Annotated in this window: 20 protein-coding genes and 8 tRNA genes; 10 read left to right on the top strand and 18 right to left on the bottom strand. The window is 36.6% G+C overall.

The window, feature by feature from the left end; translation table 11 throughout:
- Window position 1 precedes the first annotated feature (1 nt).
- Together menE and C7N65_RS00375 are read right to left on the bottom strand one after the other, a co-directional pair.
- A complete protein-coding gene (gene menE, locus C7N65_RS00380; RefSeq protein WP_105992485.1) occupies window positions 2–1,390 on the bottom strand; it encodes an o-succinylbenzoate--CoA ligase in 1,389 nt (462 codons plus the stop codon).
- Window positions 1,391–1,505: 115 nt separating this feature from the next.
- Window positions 1,506–2,198: a hypothetical protein gene (locus C7N65_RS00375; protein ID WP_105992484.1), complete on the bottom strand. Its 693-nt coding sequence runs from the start codon at window positions 2,196–2,198 to the stop codon at window positions 1,506–1,508.
- Between the two features lie 320 nt (window positions 2,199–2,518).
- On the opposite strand from C7N65_RS00375, the gene C7N65_RS00370 reads away from it, so the two are divergent.
- Both C7N65_RS00370 and C7N65_RS00365 read left to right on the top strand, forming a co-directional pair.
- Entirely contained in the window at window positions 2,519–2,893 is a 375-nt protein-coding gene (locus tag C7N65_RS00370; RefSeq protein WP_234019034.1) for a hypothetical protein, read from the top strand.
- 143 nt (window positions 2,894–3,036) lie between these two features.
- Window positions 3,037–3,576, top strand: coding sequence for a hypothetical protein (locus tag C7N65_RS00365; RefSeq protein ID WP_105992482.1), 540 nt, complete (start codon window positions 3,037–3,039; stop codon window positions 3,574–3,576).
- A 504-nt stretch (window positions 3,577–4,080) separates the two neighbouring features.
- On the opposite strand, the gene C7N65_RS00360 is transcribed toward C7N65_RS00365, so the two are convergent.
- The 10 genes from C7N65_RS00360 to C7N65_RS00310 form a co-directional block, all read right to left on the bottom strand.
- Window positions 4,081–4,169 (bottom strand) — tRNA-Ser (locus tag C7N65_RS00360).
- A 48-nt stretch (window positions 4,170–4,217) separates the two neighbouring features.
- A tRNA-Glu gene (locus tag C7N65_RS00355) sits at window positions 4,218–4,289 on the bottom strand.
- A gap of 1 nt (window position 4,290) precedes the next feature.
- A tRNA-Asn gene (locus C7N65_RS00350) sits at window positions 4,291–4,365 on the bottom strand.
- A gap of 11 nt (window positions 4,366–4,376) precedes the next feature.
- A tRNA-Gly gene (locus tag C7N65_RS00345) sits at window positions 4,377–4,450 on the bottom strand.
- Between the two features lie 11 nt (window positions 4,451–4,461).
- Window positions 4,462–4,537 (bottom strand) — tRNA-His (locus C7N65_RS00340).
- Between the two features lie 21 nt (window positions 4,538–4,558).
- A tRNA-Phe gene (locus C7N65_RS00335) sits at window positions 4,559–4,631 on the bottom strand.
- Window positions 4,632–4,641: 10 nt separating this feature from the next.
- A tRNA-Asp gene (locus tag C7N65_RS00330) sits at window positions 4,642–4,717 on the bottom strand.
- 18 nt (window positions 4,718–4,735) lie between these two features.
- Window positions 4,736–4,809, bottom strand: a tRNA-Met gene (locus tag C7N65_RS00325).
- A gap of 457 nt (window positions 4,810–5,266) precedes the next feature.
- Window positions 5,267–5,800 carry a transcription repressor NadR gene (locus tag C7N65_RS00315; RefSeq protein ID WP_105992480.1) on the bottom strand — a complete coding sequence of 178 codons (534 nt, stop codon included), beginning with the start codon at window positions 5,798–5,800 and terminating at the stop codon, window positions 5,267–5,269.
- Window positions 5,787–6,890, bottom strand: coding sequence for a cysteine desulfurase family protein (locus tag C7N65_RS00310; RefSeq protein ID WP_105992479.1), 1,104 nt, complete (start codon window positions 6,888–6,890; stop codon window positions 5,787–5,789). The genes C7N65_RS00315 and C7N65_RS00310 overlap by 14 nt, the downstream gene beginning before the upstream one ends.
- A gap of 103 nt (window positions 6,891–6,993) precedes the next feature.
- Here C7N65_RS00310 and C7N65_RS00305 point away from each other — a divergent pair, with 103 nt between their 5' ends.
- Genes C7N65_RS00305 through nadA form a run of 3 tightly spaced genes read left to right on the top strand, consistent with a single transcriptional unit; the run spans window position 6,994 to window position 10,453 of the window.
- Complete coding sequence (locus C7N65_RS00305) at window positions 6,994–8,568, top strand: L-aspartate oxidase (protein ID WP_105992478.1); 1,575 nt, start codon at window positions 6,994–6,996, stop codon at window positions 8,566–8,568.
- A complete protein-coding gene (gene nadC, locus C7N65_RS00300; protein WP_105992477.1) occupies window positions 8,519–9,352 on the top strand; it encodes a carboxylating nicotinate-nucleotide diphosphorylase in 834 nt (277 codons plus the stop codon). The genes C7N65_RS00305 and nadC overlap by 50 nt, the downstream gene beginning before the upstream one ends.
- Complete coding sequence (gene nadA, locus C7N65_RS00295) at window positions 9,353–10,453, top strand: quinolinate synthase NadA (protein WP_105992476.1); 1,101 nt, start codon at window positions 9,353–9,355, stop codon at window positions 10,451–10,453.
- A gap of 69 nt (window positions 10,454–10,522) precedes the next feature.
- Here nadA and C7N65_RS00290 read toward each other — a convergent pair whose 3' ends face one another.
- The 4 genes from C7N65_RS00290 to hemE all read right to left on the bottom strand — a co-directional run bounded on the left by C7N65_RS00290 (window position 10,523) and on the right by hemE (window position 14,774).
- Window positions 10,523–11,080, bottom strand: coding sequence for an RBBP9/YdeN family alpha/beta hydrolase (locus C7N65_RS00290; protein WP_105992475.1), 558 nt, complete (start codon window positions 11,078–11,080; stop codon window positions 10,523–10,525).
- Window positions 11,081–11,349: 269 nt separating this feature from the next.
- Window positions 11,350–12,747, bottom strand: coding sequence for a protoporphyrinogen oxidase (gene hemY / locus C7N65_RS00285; protein ID WP_105992474.1), 1,398 nt, complete (start codon window positions 12,745–12,747; stop codon window positions 11,350–11,352).
- Entirely contained in the window at window positions 12,740–13,696 is a 957-nt protein-coding gene (hemH, locus tag C7N65_RS00280; RefSeq protein ID WP_105992473.1) for a ferrochelatase, read from the bottom strand. The genes hemY and hemH overlap by 8 nt, the downstream gene beginning before the upstream one ends.
- 37 nt (window positions 13,697–13,733) lie before the next feature.
- Entirely contained in the window at window positions 13,734–14,774 is a 1,041-nt protein-coding gene (hemE, locus tag C7N65_RS00275) for a uroporphyrinogen decarboxylase (RefSeq protein WP_105992472.1), read from the bottom strand.
- A gap of 339 nt (window positions 14,775–15,113) precedes the next feature.
- On the opposite strand from hemE, the gene C7N65_RS00270 reads away from it, so the two are divergent.
- Entirely contained in the window at window positions 15,114–15,617 is a 504-nt protein-coding gene (locus C7N65_RS00270) for a signal transduction protein TRAP (protein WP_105992471.1), read from the top strand.
- Between the two features lie 68 nt (window positions 15,618–15,685).
- Here the strand turns inward: C7N65_RS00270 and ecsB are convergent, their stop codons facing one another.
- Together ecsB and ecsA are read right to left on the bottom strand one after the other, a co-directional pair.
- The gene (ecsB, locus tag C7N65_RS00265; protein WP_105992470.1) at window positions 15,686–16,912 is read right to left on the bottom strand and encodes an ABC transporter permease EcsB; all 1,227 of its coding nucleotides are present in this window, start codon (window positions 16,910–16,912) and stop codon (window positions 15,686–15,688) included.
- Entirely contained in the window at window positions 16,909–17,646 is a 738-nt protein-coding gene (ecsA, locus tag C7N65_RS00260) for an ABC transporter ATP-binding protein EcsA (protein WP_105993045.1), read from the bottom strand. The genes ecsB and ecsA overlap by 4 nt, the downstream gene beginning before the upstream one ends.
- 137 nt (window positions 17,647–17,783) lie before the next feature.
- Here ecsA and C7N65_RS00255 point away from each other — a divergent pair, with 137 nt between their 5' ends.
- The 4 genes from C7N65_RS00255 (at window position 17,784) to C7N65_RS00240 (ending at window position 20,707) form a co-directional block, all read left to right on the top strand.
- Entirely contained in the window at window positions 17,784–18,209 is a 426-nt protein-coding gene (locus C7N65_RS00255) for an HIT family protein (protein WP_105992469.1), read from the top strand.
- Window positions 18,210–18,277: 68 nt separating this feature from the next.
- Window positions 18,278–18,748 (top strand): hypothetical protein, encoded by a 471-nt coding sequence (locus tag C7N65_RS00250; protein WP_105992468.1) that lies wholly within the window; start codon window positions 18,278–18,280, stop codon window positions 18,746–18,748.
- A gap of 258 nt (window positions 18,749–19,006) precedes the next feature.
- Window positions 19,007–19,573 carry a DUF3267 domain-containing protein gene (locus C7N65_RS00245; protein ID WP_105992467.1) on the top strand — a complete coding sequence of 189 codons (567 nt, stop codon included), beginning with the start codon at window positions 19,007–19,009 and terminating at the stop codon, window positions 19,571–19,573.
- Between the two features lie 162 nt (window positions 19,574–19,735).
- Window positions 19,736–20,707: a foldase protein PrsA gene (locus C7N65_RS00240; RefSeq protein ID WP_105992466.1), complete on the top strand. Its 972-nt coding sequence runs from the start codon at window positions 19,736–19,738 to the stop codon at window positions 20,705–20,707.
- Window positions 20,708–20,717: the final 10 nt, after the last annotated feature.

Raw genomic sequence — 20,717 nt, 5'->3', positions numbered from 1 at the left:
TTTAATCCTCGATTTTTCCTCGTTTTAATTTACCTGTAGATGTATACGATAATGAAGTTTTGCGCTGGTATGTTTTCGGCACCTTATATTTAGCTAAATGTTCTTTTAAGAAGGCTTCTAATTGTGCTGCTTCAATCGTATGTTCACTCACATAATAAAGCGCAGGTACTTGACCCCATACATCATCATCTTGAGCATAGCACATTGCATCAGCGATACCTGGAAAACGCTTGGCTGCTGTTTCGATTTCATATGGATAAATATTCTCTCCGCCGCTGATAATTAAATCTTTTCTGCGATCATAAATCATCACAAATCCATCCATATCAATACTTGCGATATCACCCGTTTTAAAATAACCATCTTCAAATACATCTGTTAAATTTTTTGGATATAAATAACCGTCCATCACATTATCGCCTTTTAATAACAGTTCCCCATGGCCTTCGTGATTGGCATTAATGAGTTTAACTTGCACATTTGGACTTGGTTTCCCTACTGTATTCGGATTTTGTTTCAGCATTGTCGGTGAAGCTGTTAAAAATTGAGAACATGTTTCTGTCATTCCAAAAGAGTTATAAATAGGCAATTTTGCATCTAAAGCCTGCTCAATCAGTGTTTCAGATAATTTCGCACCGCCAAGTAAGATTTTTTCCAATTGGTAAGGTTGATTCAATCCTTGATTCATCAGCCACTGCAATGTTTGCGGGACTAATGAAATATGCGTGATTTGTTCAGTTTGAATTTGTTTTAAAATTTGTGCTGCATCAAATTTTTGAACGATACGCACTGTGAATCCTTCAATGATACTGCGAAGCAACACGCTTAAACCTGAAATATGATAAATCGGCAATACCGATAACCACTTCGTATGACGGTCAAAACCTAAACTTTTTCTGCACCCGTTTGCGCTGGCTAAATGATTTCTGAAAGTTTGCGGCACTGCTTTTTGCGGTCCTGTTGTCCCTGATGTAAACATAATCGAAGCAATACGTTCTAAATCCAACTCTGTCTCATATGTTTTTGTTGAACGTTGCGCTTCGATGTCACTCCAGCTGATAATATTAAATCCATCTAATTCTAACGGTAACACTGCGACAATCGTATTTGTTTGTACGGATTTCAGCTGTGCTTTAATTTCTTCATATGTAAGTCTGGTATTAATCATGACCGCTTCTACCCCAGCAAGCCATGCCCCGTAAACAATCAATGCGGAATCAATACGGTTATCAATATAAAATGCAATTCTCTTTTCATTTTGCTGTTTTAATACATATGCATACTGCTTTGCTGCTTGATAAGCATTCGCAAAAGTAAGTTGAGTCGTACCATCATCTAATGCAATATTTTGCGGTACACTTTCTGCACTTTGCTTTAACCAAAAATCCATACTATCTGCCTCCTATTTTCTATACTTATCTATCATAACAAATTTCTATATTTTACCCTTAATTTTCGAATTGAAAAAAGAGGATGCCGCACGCATCCCCTGTAAATGATTATATTTAATTAAAAAACTGGCTTAATTTATCTTTAATACTTTGAAGCTTACTGTCGATATCGTTTAGCAAGCTGTTCACTTTAGATTGATTTTCACCATTTTGCTGTGCTTGGTTTGCTTGTTTTAATTTATCAACTGCATTTTGGTATTGATCTGTCACGTTTTGATCTGTTGCATTTGTTGCTTTATCTTTTAACTGGTTCACTTCGTTTTGTGCAGATTCAATAGCACTTTGACTGTTTTGGCCGTTTTGAATATTGTTTTTGGCACTTTCAATCTTTTCTTTAATGATTGTTTCTTTTTCTTTGATGATTTCTTTATAGTTGTTCGTTACCGGTTTTTGGCTTGAATTATTGTTTGCTTGCGTTTGTTGTGTTTGTGCATTTTGATTAGCAGTTTCTGTACTGTCTTTCGGTTGCATCATGTTTCTGACTATAAAGACAGCAACGACAATCAATAATATCACAACGATAGCTGCCAAGCCTTTTTTCCATTTGCTGTTTTTACGATTTTCATCTTCCAGCATACGTTCGCGTCTGTAATCTCGTTCATTATAATAACGGCCGTCTTCATCAGAACGTCTGCGGTATTCATCTTCGCGCGTATCACGATGACGTGGATCTTGCCCATCTCTAGGGTCACGAGGGTCGCGATTATAGCGGTCATAATCAGGTTGATTTCTATCTGAGCGTTTCATGTCTATCACCTTATTTCGAAATAATGTTAAAGTTTTTCTTATATTACTCTTACCACTATTGTACCACGCGTAGTCATCTTGCACCTCGTATAAAAGTCGTATCTATAACGACATCACTGTTGCTTTTAAAACAAAAGCATATGATAATAATAGAAATTACTTGAAATGAGGAAATCGTTTTGCGCCAATCACCTGCAAAAATAACACGCATAATTATTAAATACTGCGGCTCAATCACATTATTGTTACTCATAGTATATTATCTCTATGCAAATTACGGCAACAATCTATTTAAAATAGACATTCCAAAGGACTTATCTATGTATTACATTATCCATTTGGATTGGAACCGCTATGCAGAAGCTTACGTCGCAACATTGACTACGATCATTATCCCATTGCTTTTAATCGGATTAATCGTATTCATTCTGACACGCCTGTCTAAAGGCACACTGAATGGTTTGTTAACCAAAATACTGCCATTGATTATCTTTATTGCACTCTTTATTTTGATATTCGTACCTATGCTGTTTGTTTTAAATGTAACCCACTTCTCTTTTCTAGCAACATTTCTTTCATTCTTAGCATTATCAAAACCTGCCTTGATGAAAATCTATCGCTTTAGTCAAAAGAGTGTAGATGATATCGACGAAAAACAAGCAACTAAATCAAAACGCTTAAAAATTAATGAATAGCACCAATACCAAACAAGCCGCTTCAAACTTGAGGCGGCATTTTAATTACGATCTATTTACCAATACACAATTAACTGCCGTGTTATTTAAATTTCACACAGGGTAAATAGTTAACATATATAAACTTAATGGAGGTGCAGCAAGTGAAATATTTAGTGAACATTCTATTGTCCTCTGTGTTAGTATTATCGGCTTGCGGAAATAATCAAGAAGCAGAACATAAGGATAAGAAAGAAAATAAGCAAGCCAAGGAAAAGAAAGCGGACAAAGAAAAAGAGGATAAAAATAAACAAGAAGAACAAGCTAAGAAAGAAAGTGAATCAAAAGAACAAAACGAAGATGCTTCAGAAACTGCTCAAACACAAGAAAACGAACAACAAGTTGAGCAACAACAATCACAAGAAAATCAAGTGAACCAACAACAACAAAACCAACAAGCCAACCAAGCACCACCACAACAAGAACCGTCATACGAGGAACAAATGCGTGCTAACGCCGAAGTTGCTAAACAACATGGTTACACTGGTATTCCTAACGGCGACGCTGGAATGATTGATTATGAAGAAGTTGAAAGAATTTTAGAAGAAAACCGTAATGTTGATGAAGACGAAGTCGGAGAAATGATTACACCTGAAGAAGGAGAAGCTATCATGGAACAACACGAGAGTGAATTAGATCAATAAGGATTATCTAGTGTTATAATTTAGGGTACATCTCGTACCCTTATTATTTTTTCTTTAATGTGAACCATTCATTTGCGAGATACAAAAACAAGTATTTCATATCATATTTTAGAAGTGACCTCAAAAGACATTGATTTGATTAATTTAAAGTTTTCCAAATTACCTAAAAGAACGGACCGCGAATTATTTAAGAATTATCACAGCGACATTCAAAAAGTATTTAATCACACTACGAAAAAATGAACTTAATTGATGATAAAATTTCCGACCCACTCACTTAAACACACCCTCACATCTTATTTATTTTCAAACGCATTCCTATTGATTAATTAGCAAGCACTTAAGACTTTCGAGTATATCTATCATGCTTGACACTTATTCACATTTACTTGATGAGCATAAAAAAGAGCAAGGCCAACATGTCAGAAATTATCTTTCATGACACGCACTTGACACTTGCTCATACGAAACATTGGTATATTAATTTGTACAACGTTTTATTAACGGAGAGTGAGGGATTCGAACCCTCGAGACGCTTGTGGCGCCTACACACTTTCCAGGCGTGCTCCTTCGGCCAACTCGGACAACTCTCCATATAATGATAAAAAAATCAGAAACGTGATTACGTTTCTGATTGTGAATGACTCCTACGGGACTCGAACCCGTGTTACCGCCGTGAAAGGGCGGTGTCTTAACCGCTTGACCAAGGAGCCATGGCTCCACAGGTAGGACTCGAACCTACGACCGATCGGTTAACAGCCGATAGCTCTACCACTGAGCTACTGTGGAATAATAATATTTGGAGCGGGTGATGGGAATCGAACCCACAACATCAGCTTGGAAGGCTGAGGTTTTGCCATTAAACTACACCCGCATTAACGATTATGGGGCGGCTGATGGGAATCGAACCCACGAATGTCGGAACCACAATCCGATGTGTTAACCACTTCACCACAACCGCCAAATTGCAATAAAAATAGAATGGTTCAGGACAGAGTCGAACTGCCGACACATGGAGCTTCAATCCATTGCTCTACCAACTGAGCTACTGAACCGTAATTAAAATGGCGGTCTCGACGGGAATCGAACCCGCGATCTCCTGCGTGACAGGCAGGCGTGTTAACCGCTACACTACGAGACCTATGTGAAAACTATGTAATTGCGGGAGGCGGATTTGAACCACCGACCTTCGGGTTATGAGCCCGACGAGCTACCGAACTGCTCCATCCCGCGATAATAATATTAACCTTGCGACTTACCTATTTAATATATCACACTTTGTTAAGCAATGTCAAACCTTTTTTAACAAAATATGAATTTTATTTTCAAAACTTAAAAGTTGTTTTGAATTTGTAATCCCTTTTTTCAAGACAATAACTAGTATATCGAGTTCCCTAGTCCAAGTCAACAACATTTCAATAGAAATGAGTGTAATAAATATATAATTGTTATAAATTTTTATGTTTAGAGTGTAAACAACCCTTTTTTCTCTTAGATTATGACGATTTTTACTGTTAATACCGTTAATATTATTAAGTATCAATCGAGAATTCTCTCTTGATACACCCTTTTCCTGCTATTTTTATATAAATATCGGTCTCTATTTTAAGTTTTGCTGCTGATATAGTATCAGAATATTTGTTTATGAAAAATAAAAACACCTCTATGCATGACATAAAGGTGCTTATGATTAAACAGGTGTTTCGCTTTCAGCAAGAAAACCTTTTTTATCTAAATCTTCTATCGCGTTATCTAAAATCTTTTCAGTGTCTGCAGATAGTGTATGCAAATGGATACCATCTGTAAGCTTGGCTAACATTGTACCTTGATAGCGCGTCATTTCTTCAATAAATGTATCAACATCATCTAAAGTCTCAATCATTAACTCCGCTCTGATACTGCCATATACAGGATGCTCTACTGAGACATCATCAATCATAGCGCCGTTTTCAACTATTAGTGTCAGCTCCGCTTCCATCTCTTCAATACCATGCTGGCACATCACAACCCGCTTGCATGGTTTGCCTTGCGGCGGGATATCCATAAAATAGCCTTTGCTTGTGGAATTGATCGCATACTCCTTTGTTTTGAGATGCGAAATATCTTTAACAATAATCTGTCTGGAGACGCCGAAACGTTCACTCAGCTCAGATCCTTTTACAGGACGCTGTGCGTCTTGAAGCAGTTCAACAATTTCTGTTCTGCGTTGATCAGCTTGACTCATTCGCAGCCACTCCTTCTATAATTTTATCTAATTGATCGAATCCTTCAGCAACATCTTCTTTTGAAGTTGTTTTTGAAAATGAAATTCTGATATATTGATCAGCTTCTTGGCGGATATTTTTGATTTTATCAATTAATCCGTCACTCAATAATAAACCATGACCGCATGCAGTACCAGTTGAGATACAAATGTTGCGGCTAGATAAAGACTGCATTACATACTGTCCTTCAAATTTAGGTGTTAATAAACCAATAATATGCGGTGCTTGTTTCGGATTGCTTAAAACAGTAAATCCGGCAGCTTCAGCACGTTCTTGTGCATAAGTGTGCAACGCTTCTAAATGATCATACGCTGCATCAAGCGATAAAGCTTTGGTCATTGCTAGAATGCTCGGCACATCCAATGTTCCGTTGCGTGTTCCCTCTTCATGGAAATAATGTGTGTTAATCGGACGTACAGACTTGTGCTCAATTAATAATGCACCGCTGCCTTTCGTACCATTAAATTTATGTCCAGAAAAAGCATAAGACGTAAAAGGTGCAATATTCTTTTCATCGATTTTTTGTACAGCTTGTACCCCATCTACATGAAATGGAACATTGTATGATTGTGCAATTTCCGCAATCTCATACACCGGCAGAATATAGCCTGTTTCAGAATTGACATGCTGTGCTATAAAGAGCACGCAATTTTCATCAACTTGTGCTTTTAGTGCACTTACATCAATATTACCCTCTTTTGTAATCGGCATTTCTTTAATTTCGAATTGTGCTTGATAGGGTTCAAGTGCCGCAAAGATAGAAGGATGTTCATAAGGCGATACCCACACAGTACCTTCTACTGCTTGAGATAAATAAATACTGATTGCAATTTGGTTTGCGTGTGAACCACTTGTTGTAAATAACACTTCTTTGTCGGTATTGAAATAACCTTGAATAAATTGTCTGCTTGAAGTCAGTGCTTCTCTGATCATTTCTCCGCCTGCATGTAAACTTTCGCTATTAAAGAATAAAGCTTGTTGTGCTTCATTATAAATATTTAACACTTCTTTTGTTGGTTGTGTTGTAGATGCATTATCTAAATAAATCATATATTTTCTCCCCCACTTGCAATTATCGTACTTTTATGACAAAATCATTGCATACATACATGTTAACATAATTGTATATATTAATGTAAATAGAGGTGTAAACATGAAACGTGTCATTGTCGTTGGGAGCGGAATTGCTGCACTCTCGTTTGTTCGTCAATTACAAGATAATATCGAAGTGATTTGTATCACTAAGGACAAGCTTGCTGAAAACAACAGTAATTTTGCCCAAGGTGGCATATGTTTTTCAAAAAATGAAAATGATGAAGGCATCAGTCACAGTCAAGATACTTTTGAAGCTGGTGCTGAAATGGGAGATTTTCCTGTCATTCAAGAAGTTATCACAAAAAGTTACCCGCTGATTCAAGAATTAATAGATGAAGGCGTTCCATTTGATAAAGATAAAGAAACGCATAGTCTGGATTATGCTATGGAAGGTGCGCATTCTGCACCTAGAATTCTGCATGCCGGAGGAGATCAAACCGGCAAATATATTGCACATCATATGGTTCATCATTTATCCCATCCGCTTCTGACAATACTTGAAGAAACAGAAGTGGTTGATTTTATTTATAATGAAGCGCATGAAGTTTGCGGGGTTATGGTTTTAGACAAAACAGATCAACTAGAAACTATCGAAGCTGACAGTGTTGTATTAGCCACTGGCGGTATCAATAATCTCTTTCCTACTAACTCTAATATTCCACATACTATCGCATCAGGACCAGTCCTTGCATTGCGAAACAAGATTGCATTAGAAAGTATGGAAATGATTCAATTCCACCCTACTTTGCTGGGTGAGCCGAAACATGCCTTCAGTTTGGTTTCAGAGGCAGTCAGAGGCGATGGTGCTGTGCTGGTCAATGAATTAGATGAACCATTTATGGATAAATTGCATCCGATGAAAAGCTTAGCACCGCGTGATGTCACAAGCCGTGCTATCTATCATCAGCAGCAGCTTGGCCATCAATGTTTCTTAGATATAAGTGCTATCGATAATTTCGAAACACGTTTCCCTACTATTTACAAAGCCGTTCAAGCACATTACCCAGGTGCCATTGAGTGTCAACGAATTCCTGTGACACCAGGTGCGCATTATACCGTCGGAGGTATTCAATCAGATGTTAATGGTACAACAAGCTTAGGCCGTGTATATGCGATTGGTGAAGCGGCTTGTACCAATTTCCATGGTGCCAACCGACTCGCAAGCAACTCATTGCTTGAAGGTTTAGTCATGGGTGCATGCTGTGCGCAGCACTTAAATCAAACACTTACATCTGTCAGCCAAAGCCATTTAAATGCAGTGCATAAAATCCCTAATATCAGTGCTGAAGATGTAGAACGTTTGCAGCAGCAAAGTTTCGACATATTAGGTGTAGAACGCAACGGTACTCAAATGCAGCATTATTTAAATGCAATTGAAACAACATTAAACAATGCAGCGTTAACAGAACATATCAGCAAAGCATCATGGCAGCATTATTGTATTGTTAAATTATTGCAGATTGTATGTACTTCTGCCCTAGCACGCAAAGAATCCAGAGGGGTACATTACCGATTGGATTATCCGAACCAAGTTAATCAATTTAAAAATGAAGTTATTGAAATATATTCAGGAGGCATGGAACATGTTAAATCCGTTACTCGTCAGAGAGAAAATCACACAATTCTACATTGAGGATAATCAATATGGCGATTTAGCCACACACATCTTTGACCAAACACAAGAAGGAACTATGTATTTAAAATCAAAAGATAATGGTATCTTTTGCGGTGAAACTATCATCAAAGAAGGCTTCAAATTACTCAAAAGCCATATTACTATTGATCAGAAAGTAAAAGACGGCGAAGCTGTTAAACCTGGTGATATCATTGCTGAAATTACCGGTCCTGTCTATGTTTTGCTTACTATGGAACGTATCGTACTGAATTTAATCCAGCGTATGTCAGGTATCGCAACACAAACACGCCGTATAGCAGATAAAATTTCACATACATCTACACGTATTGTAGATACACGTAAAACAACACCTGGTTTAGGCATGTTTGAAAAATTTGCGGTTACTGTCGGCGGAGGATTGAATCATCGCCGTTCTTTGAATGACGGTTTAATGTTAAAAGATAATCATATTGCATTCAGTGCATCTATGGAAGCAGCCATCTCGAATGCAAAAAAAGTCGTAGGTCCAATGGATAAAATAGAAGTTGAAATTGAAAATGAAGAAATGCTGCAAACAGCAATCGCACAAGATGTTGATATTATCATGTTTGATAATCAAACACCAGAGTGGATTACTGAACACATCAAAGCAGTTCCTGATCACATTCAAACTGAAGCTTCTGGCAATATTAATGAAAATAATGTCGTCGACTATGCACAAACAGGTGTCGATTACATTTCAATGGGTGCTCTATTTTATGCGCAAAATGCGCTCGATATTTCTGCAAAGGTTGTGATTTAAGTGTTTAACCCAATGTTATCAGTTTCAAAAGAACTACCGGAAAAGTATCTTAAGATGTCAACAGAAGAATTAGAAAATCATATTCAGTCTATTAAAGATGAATTAGGCGATCGTTTATTTATGCCTACTCACCACTATCAAAAAGATGAAGTCGTGCAATTTGCGGACATTACAGGCGATTCTTTAGAGCTTGCACGCATTTGTAAAGAAAATACTGCTGCCGAATACTTTGTATTCAACGGTGTACATTTCATGGCCGAAACAGCTGATATTTTAACAGATGACAACCAAGATATTTATTTACCAGATTTATCAGCAGGCTGTTCTATGGCAGACATGGCAAATATCACACAAGCATTGCATGGTTATGATGTTTTAACAAAAGAGTATAATCTCGATATTCTTCCGCTTACTTATGTGAACTCTACAGCCGCAATTAAAAAATTCGTTGGCGAACATGGTGGTTCATGTGTGACCAGCGGTAATGCTAAATCAGTCGTAGATTGGGCATTAAAACAAGGCAAAGTTATTTTATTCTTGCCTGATCAGCATTTAGGACGCAACACTGCATATGATTTAGGTATTCCTTTAGAACAAATGGCGGTTTGGGACCCTATTGCTAAAGAATTGGTTTACGAAGGTAAAGTTGAAGACTTGCGCATTGTTTTATGGAAAGGTCATTGTTCAGTTCATGAGAAATTCCATAAAGCACATATCGATTTAGCACGTGAACGCGACCCTGAAATCAATGTTATCGTTCACCCTGAATGTGAATTTGAAGTTGTACAAGCTGCGGATTATGCAGGTTCAACTCGTTACATCATCGAAACGATTAAAAATGCGCCGAAAGGTTCACGTTGGCTGATTGGTACTGAAATGAACTTAGTCAACCGTTTAAAAGCCACATACACAGATATTCAAATCGATTCACTTAATCCTTTAATGTGTTCATGTTTAACAATGAACCGTATCGACTTGCCTCACCTTGCATGGTGCTTAGATAAAATTCTAGACGGCAATCGCGACAACATCATTAAAGTAGATGCTGAAACAACAAAATATGCGAAAGAAAGTTTAGATCGCATGTTAAGCATTACTTGATTATACAAAAAACGTCTCACCGCTTTCTTGCGGCGAGACGTTTTTTTTCGTATCTATTTTTCATTTATCTTACTTAGACATACGTTTCATCATATTATTTTTTAAAGCTAGGAATGTATCATAGCCGTCATTCGTAGTAAAATGACCGCCGTCTTTAATAATTCTTGTTTTGCCTCCAAATGCTTTTACAATGTCTTCTGTTGCTTGATACGGAACAAAAGGATCATCCTTAGAAGCAAGTCCGTAGAAGTAATCAATTCGCGGTTTAAGCCCTTCTATGTCCAATGTCACATCTGATGCATGGAGTTCTGGGTTGATATCCTTTGCATCCGGTCCAAAGCCTGCAATACTGAAGAAACCTTCAATATGTACTTCAGGATGCTGCTCTAAATACTTAAGCCCTGCGAGCGTTCCAAAGCCATGAGTTACGAAATAAGTTTCATAATTAGTAATATCAATTTGCTCATTTAATTGTGTCAGCCACTCATCCATATTAACCGGCAGACTATGTTCAATATTCACAATATCTGATTGATAACCTTCTAATTTAAGCGATTGTTCTAACCATTCATACCAGTTTTCATGTGCATCTGCACCTTGTGCATGAATTAAAATAATATTTGTCATCAACTTCACCTCTTGCACTTTCAAATAGAAAATGACCTGAATAACAGGTTCAAATTCCTGAAAACAAACTGCTGCCTTTTGTGCTCATCAAAAGGTAGTCTTTGTTTCAATACTAATAGAACCCAGGTTCAGGTCATCTTTCTCTTGTATACTTCTTCTATCTATATCATACAATCCATTATATTATCTCACTGTCTTCCATATTCAGATTAATCTTATTTGATAAAAAGGTCAATCTTTTTTTCAGAAATTTCATCGTTTCTTAATAATTATTGTACAGCGCTTGCTAATTCTTCTGCAGAATCTTTACCTTGTTGAATACAATCTGGTAAACCAACTGCTTCAAATCCCGCACCTGTTATACGCAAATGCGGATACGTATGTCTGATATGGTCTTGTATACGTCTAATATGCTGAATATGACCTACATGGTATTGCGGCATGCTCTTCGGCATACGATGGACGATTGAGAATTCAGGGTCGCCTTTGATCGTCATCATTTGACTTAAATCTTTTCTTACTGTCGCAACAATTTGTTCATCGTCCATCTCTTCGAGAATGGGATCGCCAGGTTTGCCGACATATGCACGAAGCAAGACTTTTCCTTCTGGTGTTGTAAACGGCCATTTCTTGCTGGTCCATGTGCATGCTGTGATGCGTGTATCTGATGTTCTCGCAATCACAAATCCAGTGCCATCATAAGTGTTTTCAACATTTTCCGCATCAAATGCCAGCACAACAGTAGCTACTGAAGTACTGTCCATTGTTTTAAAGTAATCTAATGCCGGATCTTCAGAGAACCATTGCATAAACGTTTGATGCGGTACAGTTACAAGAACACCGTCATAAAAGTGTTTCTCACCTTTACAAACCACATTGTAGCCTTTTTGGAAGCCGATAATATCTTCGACTTTCGTTTGATATTGAATCGTTGTACCTTGTGCTTCAACTGCTTGTGTCAATGCTTCTATAAATGAGCTCAAACCATGTCTGAACTGTTTGAATTGTCCTTTAGGCGCACCTGGATACAATTCTTTTTGGCGTTGGCGTTCCAACTTTTCTTGACGCATACCTTTGATAAGACTGCCATATTCTTCTTCTCGATGTTTAAAGTTAGGGAAAGTACTCATCAAACTTAACTGATCGATATCTGTACCATAGATTCCCCCCATTAAAGGTTCGATTAAATTTTCTAGTACTTCGTCGCCCAAACGTTGTCTGAAGAAGTCGCCGACGGAAATATCGCCATCCATTTCAATCGGTTTTTTAGTCAAATCCATTGCTGCTCTTGCTTTTCCTTTTAAAGAAATCAGCTTAGTCGTCATAAATGGTTTGATATCTGTCGGAATACCCATAATAGAACCGCCAGGTATCGGATATAACTGATTGCGCGCATAAATGTAGGATTGTCCAGTTTGATTGGTAATCAAATCATCACCTAACCCTACCTCTTCTGCGAGTTCTGTCATAATCTTTTTGCGGCCTAAATAAGATTCCGGTCCGAGTTCAATCGTAAAACCATCTTTGCGATATGTTTGAATTTTACCGCCTGTGCGATTAGCGGCTTCGATGATTGTCACATCAAAGTCCGGATGTTCTTTTTTCAAATAATAAGCTGCAGATAAGCCTGTAATACCTGCACCGATGATTGCTATGTTCTTACTCATGTTCATCCACTTCTTTCACTGATAAGAGCTGATAAATTTCATCTGCCATGGCACCGATGAATAGCGGTTGTGTATTCGGCATCGGCGGACGATGATACGTTGCACCTACTTCATCACACACAACTTTGCATTCATGGTCGTTGTCATACAATACTTCTAAATGATCGCAGACAAAGCCTAACGGCGTATAAATGAAATGTTTATAACCGTATTCTGCAGCTAAACTTCTAGTTAAATCTTGCACATCAGGTCCAAGCCAAGGCGTTCCCGTATTCCCTTCTGATTGCCATCCGCGTGCAGTATGCTGAATGTTAGAAAGCTCTTCTAACAAACGTGTGTTATCTTTCAGCTGCTCTGGATATGGGTCATTTGATTCAATAATCATTCTTTCTGGCAAACTATGTGCAGAAACAACTAAGACTGTTTGATCATGTTCAGCTTCAGGTATCATTTTAAGTGTTTCATTCACTTGTTTAACCCAATACTGAATAAACTTAGGCTGCTGATAAAAACTTTTAACATGTTTTAATTTAATACCGTACGGTTCAGCTGCTTTTGCTGCACGTTTGTTGTATGAGCCTACAGAGAAGTTAGAATAATGCGGCGCTAAAACAATCGTAACCGCTTCAGTAATACCATCTTCATGCATTTGCTCTACCGCATCTTCAATAAATGGATGGATATGTTTTAATCCAACATAAAGTTTAAATTCAATCTCTTTTTCTTTATACATGTTGTTGAGATGTTTTTGCAGCGCTTCTGCTTGTTCATCTGTAATTCTTGCAAGCGGTGATAAACCGCCGATAAACTCATAACGATCTTTTAAATTTTGAACTTCTTCTGGTGTCGGCTTTTTACCATGACGGATATCTGTATAATACGCTTCAATGTCGCTTTCTTGATACGGCGTACCATAAGCCATCACAAGTAATCCTATAGTTCGAGTCATTATAAACCCTTCCTTTATCTTTCGTTTCACAATTCATTTATTTTCTTTTCGTATATTGATGCACGTAATCCGCAATCTGTTTCAGCGTTTCCGGCTTCACTTCAGGGAATACACCATGGCCTAAATTAAAGATATGTTTGCCATGTGCCATACCTTGATCTAAAATTTCATCTAATCTTGGTTGAATTACTTCCCAAGGAGCAAGTAATAATGACGGATCTAAATTACCTTGAATTGTTTTGGTTACGCCTGCATCAGCAGTAGCTTTAATTGTTGTACGCCAATCTATACCTAACACATCAATCGGCAATGTATTCCATTCTTCGATTAAATGCGTCGCATTAACACCGAATAAAATAACCGGCACATCATGTTCAGCTTTTATACCTTTAATCAAACGTTCCATGTGCGGTTTAATATAATATCTGAAATCAGGCGCATTCAATGCTCCAATCCATGAATCAAAGATTTGAATTAATTCTGCACCCGCTTCGATTTGCGCATTCGCATACGTAATCGACATGTCGACTAAATGATTCATCAACGCATTCCATGTTGCCTCATCACGATACATCATTGCTTTTGTAAAATGATAATTCTTAGAAGGTCCGCCTTCAATCATATAGCTGGCTAATGTGAACGGTGCGCCCACAAATCCGATTAACGGCACGTTCAGCTTCTCTTCTGTTAATAATTTAATTGTATCTAAAACATAGGGAACGTCTCTTTTCGGATCGATTTTACCTAGCTTTTCAACATCTTGATACGTTTTAATTGTATTATCGATGACAGGTCCGATTCCTGATTTAATCTCAACATCGACACCAATCGGTTTTAACGGTGTCATAATATCTTTATATAAAATTGCTGCGTCTGTTTGATAATGATCGACGGGCAAATGTGTAACATAGGCACATAACTCAGGTTGATGTGTAATTTCAAATAACGAATATTTCTCTTTTAAGGCACGGTATTCAGGCTGTGAACGCCCTGCTTGTCGCATAAACCATAATGGTGTATGCGGCACCTCTTCTCCCTTAATCATTTTTAAAATTGTATTATTTTTACGATGCACCACAGTATCCTCCCACAATAATAATCATTCTAATCTATTCTAGCATATATAAAGAATATGCGTATTTTAATCATTGGAAATGTCATAAATACGACATAGGAAATTAAAGAAACAGAACTTTTCAATCACAATTTCTTTCTTAATTTCTCATCACTCTATATTATGACATAATTCAGCACAACTCTCATTTTCGCCGTTTACAATTTCGACAACTTTTTGAACTTCCTTTTCATTTTTTTACCACTTTATCCATTTAATGCTTTATAATGTAAGTACTAGCAAAAGAATTGCGCTAGCAATTAATATTGTTTATTGCAAAATAAGACAAAGGAGGAGAGTACCATGAAATTCTATGCATCCTATGGTTCATTCGGATACCTCAACCAAATCAGATTGAACAACAAAGACCATCATTTATATTTATTTTCAGCAAATGATACATCATTAATATTTGAAGAAACTGATATGCCGAGTGCATTAAAAGAGCCTTTAACTTATGAGGTATTATCAAGTGTTAAAGAGCTTGAAGAAGAATGTTTCTATGCAGTTGTGTTTGTGCCGACTGCTGAAAATCATGCTTATCAGTTAGAGAAACGTTTAACATCATTATCTTTAAACTTTGAAAAGTTCCCTGGATTCAAATGTTATCGTTTATTGAAACCAGACAAAGGCACAACTTATAAAATTTACTTTGGCTTTAATGAACGCCGTAATTTTGAAGATTTCAAAGCTTCTTCAGTTTATCAAGAAAACTTTTCAAAAGCTGCACTATCTCAATTCTTCGGATCTAGCGGACAACATTCAAGTTACTTTGAACGTTACCTCTACCCCGTGGATAAAGATTAAGACGAAAACGATAGTATTAAAAGAACGCCGATTAACTAAAAAGTTAATCAGGCGTTGTTTTTTTGCTGTTAATCTCTCAGCAATGCTTCTTGATATTTTAATTTCTTCACAATGTTTCTGATTGTTAAAAACCCGACAATAAAGAATAATAATGCGAAATAAAATTGTGCTGGGAATAAAATGACATATGTGATGGTTAAAATAATCGCTACTGCAAACATAATATGATAAAGGAAGTGGGCATACCCTTGAATCACTCGTTCTTCAGGAACCGGCCAAACTTGCGGCCAAAGCCCATATGCTTGCTGCGTATAAAATTGTGCTGTCTGCAAAATAATGATGTACATGAACAATCCGCCTACAATCAGCGAAATCCATTGGTTAGATAACCATATCATTAAAATTAATGTCAAAATCACCAAACGCAATATAATATTCAATGCATCTTTCCCTCTTAAGAAACTGCGTTTGAATAAGAAGAGATACATATGTTTTGCATTATATTTATTAGCATTCGGACGTACAAGCAAGAAATCAAGATAACGTCTGCGTACTGCCATTGAGCGCAAATGTTTCACATCTGTAAACATATTGACGAATTTATAATAATTCATGTGGTGCTGCTGTTCTATCGCAATTAAGCGTTCCCAAGGCAATAACCGTTGTTGATTCCCTTTCTTTAATAACACAATCCAACTTGCAAAGATGAAAATCAAAATGATACCGAGCCATTGATGTGCACCAAGAATAATGAAGTAAGTCAGAGCAAAATAGACCCATTGTACCAACTGCATCACCCAAACAGGACGATTGGCTTGTATCCATTCCAATTTAGCAAGCAACCCTAAATAAGGATATATTAATGCACTGATAGCAAATAAAACAAAGTAGATGAAATTACTGCTGTCTAGTTTATTAAATAACGGGAACAGCACTATCAATACTACAATCTGCAAAGCCACTCTGCCCAAATAACTATAAAGCATACTGTACTTTAAATAACTGGACATATGGCGTTCAAACGGCAGCAAGAATAATCGGTCTGCCTCTTTTAATAATGTTCTCAGCGGAAATATGGAAATTACAGCAACCGCTAAACTTGCAAGCAAAGCATAAGGAATACCGGTCGGAATATGTTTCAGCCAATTCCCGTAACCTAAAAGAAAAGCGCCGAACAATATCAATAAGAATACGGAAAAGTGCCCATTAAAAATAAACTTATTGTAATGCGCTTTTTCTTTGCTGATTGCTTGTCTTCTTTGATTAAATAATGCTACTGCTCGGTGATCTGTCATACTGTCTGACCACCTTGCGTTACATGAATATAAATTTCATCCAACGTTTTATCATGCAAACCTGTTTGTGCTCTTAATTCATCTAAGTTGCCGAACGCGACGATTTTCCCTTCATCTAAAATAATGAATCGGTCGCAGTAACGTTCTGCTGTAGCTAGGATATGTGTACTCATCAATACAGTACGGCCTTCATTTTTCTTTTCTACCATCAAATCAAGCATCGATTGAATCCCGAGCGGATCTAATCCAAGAAATGGTTCATCAATAATATAAAGCTCAGGATTAACGATGAAAGCACAAATAATCATTACTTTTTGTTTCATCCCTTTAGAGAAATGACTTGGGAATACTTGTAATTCCTTCTCTAAGCGAAACGTCTTCAATAAAGGCTGCGCCCGTTTCATCGCTTCTGCTTTATCTATACCGTATGCCATTGCAGTCATATCGATATGTTCTTGCAGTGTCAGCTCCTCGTAAATTACGGGCGCTTCAGGAATATATGACAATTTATGTCTGTACTGTTCTATATCTTCTTTTATATTAGTACCGGAAATCGAAAGTTCACCAGATGCAGGTGTCAGCAAGCCGAGCATATGTTTAATCGTCGTACTCTTCCCTGCTCCGTTTAATCCGATTAAACCTACGATTTCTCCATCATTCAATTCAAAATTAATATCTTTAATTACAGGCTTCTTACCATAGCCGCCTGTAAGATGTTCTACTTTTACAGTCATCATTCATAACCTCCAACTGTTTTTAATTGTACCAAAAAGCGAAACATAACTCATAGAGATATCATTCACTACATGACGTTTCACAGCGGGTAATGCTATAATGTAGATTAAGTAAACCTTTTAAGGAGTGAATTGTGATGTCAGAAACTATTTTCAGCAAAATCATTGATGGTGAAATTCCAAGTTATAAAGTTTATGAAGACGATTATGTCTATGCATTTTTAGATATCTCTCAAGTAACGAAAGGCCATACGTTATTGGTACCTAAAAAAGCTTCTCCGAATATCTTTGAAACAGATCCAGAAACAATGCAGCATATTGGTGCTGCGATGCCTAAGATTGCAAATGCGATTAAGAAAGCATTCAATCCAGACGGCTTAAACATCATTCAAAACAATGGTGAATTTGCAGACCAATCAGTATTCCATTTACATTTCCACTTCTTGCCTAGATATGAAAACGACGTGGACGGTTTCGGTTATAAATGGATTACACATGAAGATACGATTGACGATGCAGCAAAAGCTGAAATCGCCAAAGAGATTCAAGCACAATTTGAATGATTGCCTAAAAATCGGGTAATAGCATACTATATCAAATCTGAACATCAAATAATTAAGGAGACTAACCTATGAAAGTATTACGTATTTTAGGTGGATTAGCAGCCGGTACAGCAGCTGGCTTAGCAGTTACTGCTTTTAACAAAGACCAATCTAAAACTAGTCAAGGCGAATTTGACGACAGTACACGTGCAATCAAGCAATCTACCAACAATATCACAGGCTATGTGAATCAAATCAAAGAAGAAACAAAACAAGTTAAAACGATTGTCGACGAAGTTAAAACATTAATCAGCGACTTCATGAAAGATATTCAACCGAATATTAATCATATTCAAGAAAATATCGAAGACATTCAAAAACGCGGTGATGTTATTACAGCTACGGTGCAAGATATTACTAAAAGCCCAAGCAAGAAAAACATTCCGCCTTACACACCAAAAACTCAAGCTATCGGCAGAGATGAAAAAGAAACTGTTTATCAAAACCATTCAGCAGCTGTTCAACCTAAAGATAAAAAAATTGATACTGAAGCTGAATAAACATTCAATTAAGATTAGGACAAAATCATTTTGTTCTAATCTTTTTTTGTACTTTTTCAATGCATTTAATCACGCTTTAATATGCATTATGACAACATTTATCCCCTTTTCTCTTTCCTTTGAAAACACATGTAAAAATTCCTCGTAAATAATACTTGACTCTTTTGAAATAAAGATAGATAATACCTAAGTATTGATAAGAAACAAGTAAAAAAACATCCAAAAATTTCAAAAATATACATGCGAGGAGGTATCGTGATGTTCATGTGTTCTCGTCAAATTGACATTAATACTAGATTTGGCTTACCGCGTATCTTTTTCATAGCGCTCGTTACTACGATTATTACTTTTTTAATTAGTTATGAGGTACTGATATTTTTATCTCACAAGGAAATTACAGATCGATACTTTTTCGTCTTTTTAGCAGCGGTGCTGTTGTTGTATCCGATTCATAAAATGATTCATTTAGTGGTACTGGCACCCTACTATAAACACTTTAAAAAGAAACGTTTAACAAAACGTCCTTGGATACCTTTATATAACTTATATGTCAGCACACCTGTGAACAAATATTTGTTCTGCTTATGCTTAATCACACCGTTAATCGTTATTACAGCAGCTAGTATTTATCTCGCTGCTTTATTACCGCAATACGGTCATTACTTTATGTTTTTACTTTCTCTCAATGCAGGATTTTCAGTAATGGATTTCATGTATTTAAAATTGATTTTATTCTCTAATGAAGGTAAATATATCGAAGAACATTGCACAGGTTTCAATATCTTAAACAAATACGATTATCCGTTGGATCCGAACTTTAATTAAATTTGAAATACTATTCAAAGGTCTGAACATTGCACTGCTTTGTTCAGACTCTTTTTTTACCTTCTCCTTCATACTTTGGTCTTAATACAACAGAAATGAATTTGTATCACATTCATAGTATGGTATATTAACATTGTTATATTTAAAAAAGGAGATTGTGATATGAGATCATTTAAGAAGATTATGATTCCTGTCGCAGCAAGTGCTGTACTATTAGGCGCATGCGGGAATCAAGCAACGGACTCTAAAGATAATGTACTGATATCTTCAAAAGCCGGAGATGTTAAAGTTGAAGATGTTATGAAAAAAATAGGCAATGAACAAATTGCGAACAGTTCTTTTGAAATCCTGCTTGGCAAATTGCTTGAAAAGAAATATGCTGATCAAGTGGATGATAAAGAAATTGATAAACAAATCAAAGAAGAACAAAAACAATACGGCGGCAAAGATCAGTTTGAAAGTGCTCTAAAACAACAAGGTATGACACTTAAAGATTATAAAGAACAAAAGAAACTTCAAGCTTATCAAAAACAACTGCTGACAGATAAAGTCAAAGTGTCCGATAAAGAGTTGAAGGACAACACTAAAAAAGCTTCTCATATCCTTATTAAAGTCAAATCTGACGACAAAGATAAAGAAGGTTTAAGTGATAAAGAAGCAAAACAAAAAGCTGAATCTATCCAAAAAGAAGTGAAGAAAAATCCTGATAAATTCGGTGAAATTGCGAAAAAAGAATCAATGGATAAAGCAAGTGCCAAAAAAGACGGCAGCTTAGATTATGTTATCAAAGGCCAAATGGTCGAACCGTTCGATAAAGCTTTATTCAAATTAAAAGATGGCGAAATCTCAGATGTAGTGAAAACTGATTACGGCTATCACATTATTAAAGCCGAAAAACCAACGGACTTCTCTTCAGAACGTAAGAAATTAAAATCTCAAATCGTTCAAAATAAAGTTCAAAAAGACCCGAAAATCTTAGTAGATGCTTACAAAGATCTGTTAAAAGAATATAATGTAGACTTTAAAGATAGAGACATTAAAAAAGCAGTCGATGATTCTATCTTAAATCCAGAAAAACTTAAACAGCAGTCTCAAGGCGGCGGCAGTTCTGGTGAAGGTATGTCTACTCCTTAATCAAATCTGA

The sequence above is a fragment of the Staphylococcus simulans genome (assembly GCF_002994445.1).
Lineage (GTDB): Bacteria > Bacillota > Bacilli > Staphylococcales > Staphylococcaceae > Staphylococcus > Staphylococcus simulans_B.
This window is presented reverse-complemented; position numbering and strand designations above follow the sequence as displayed.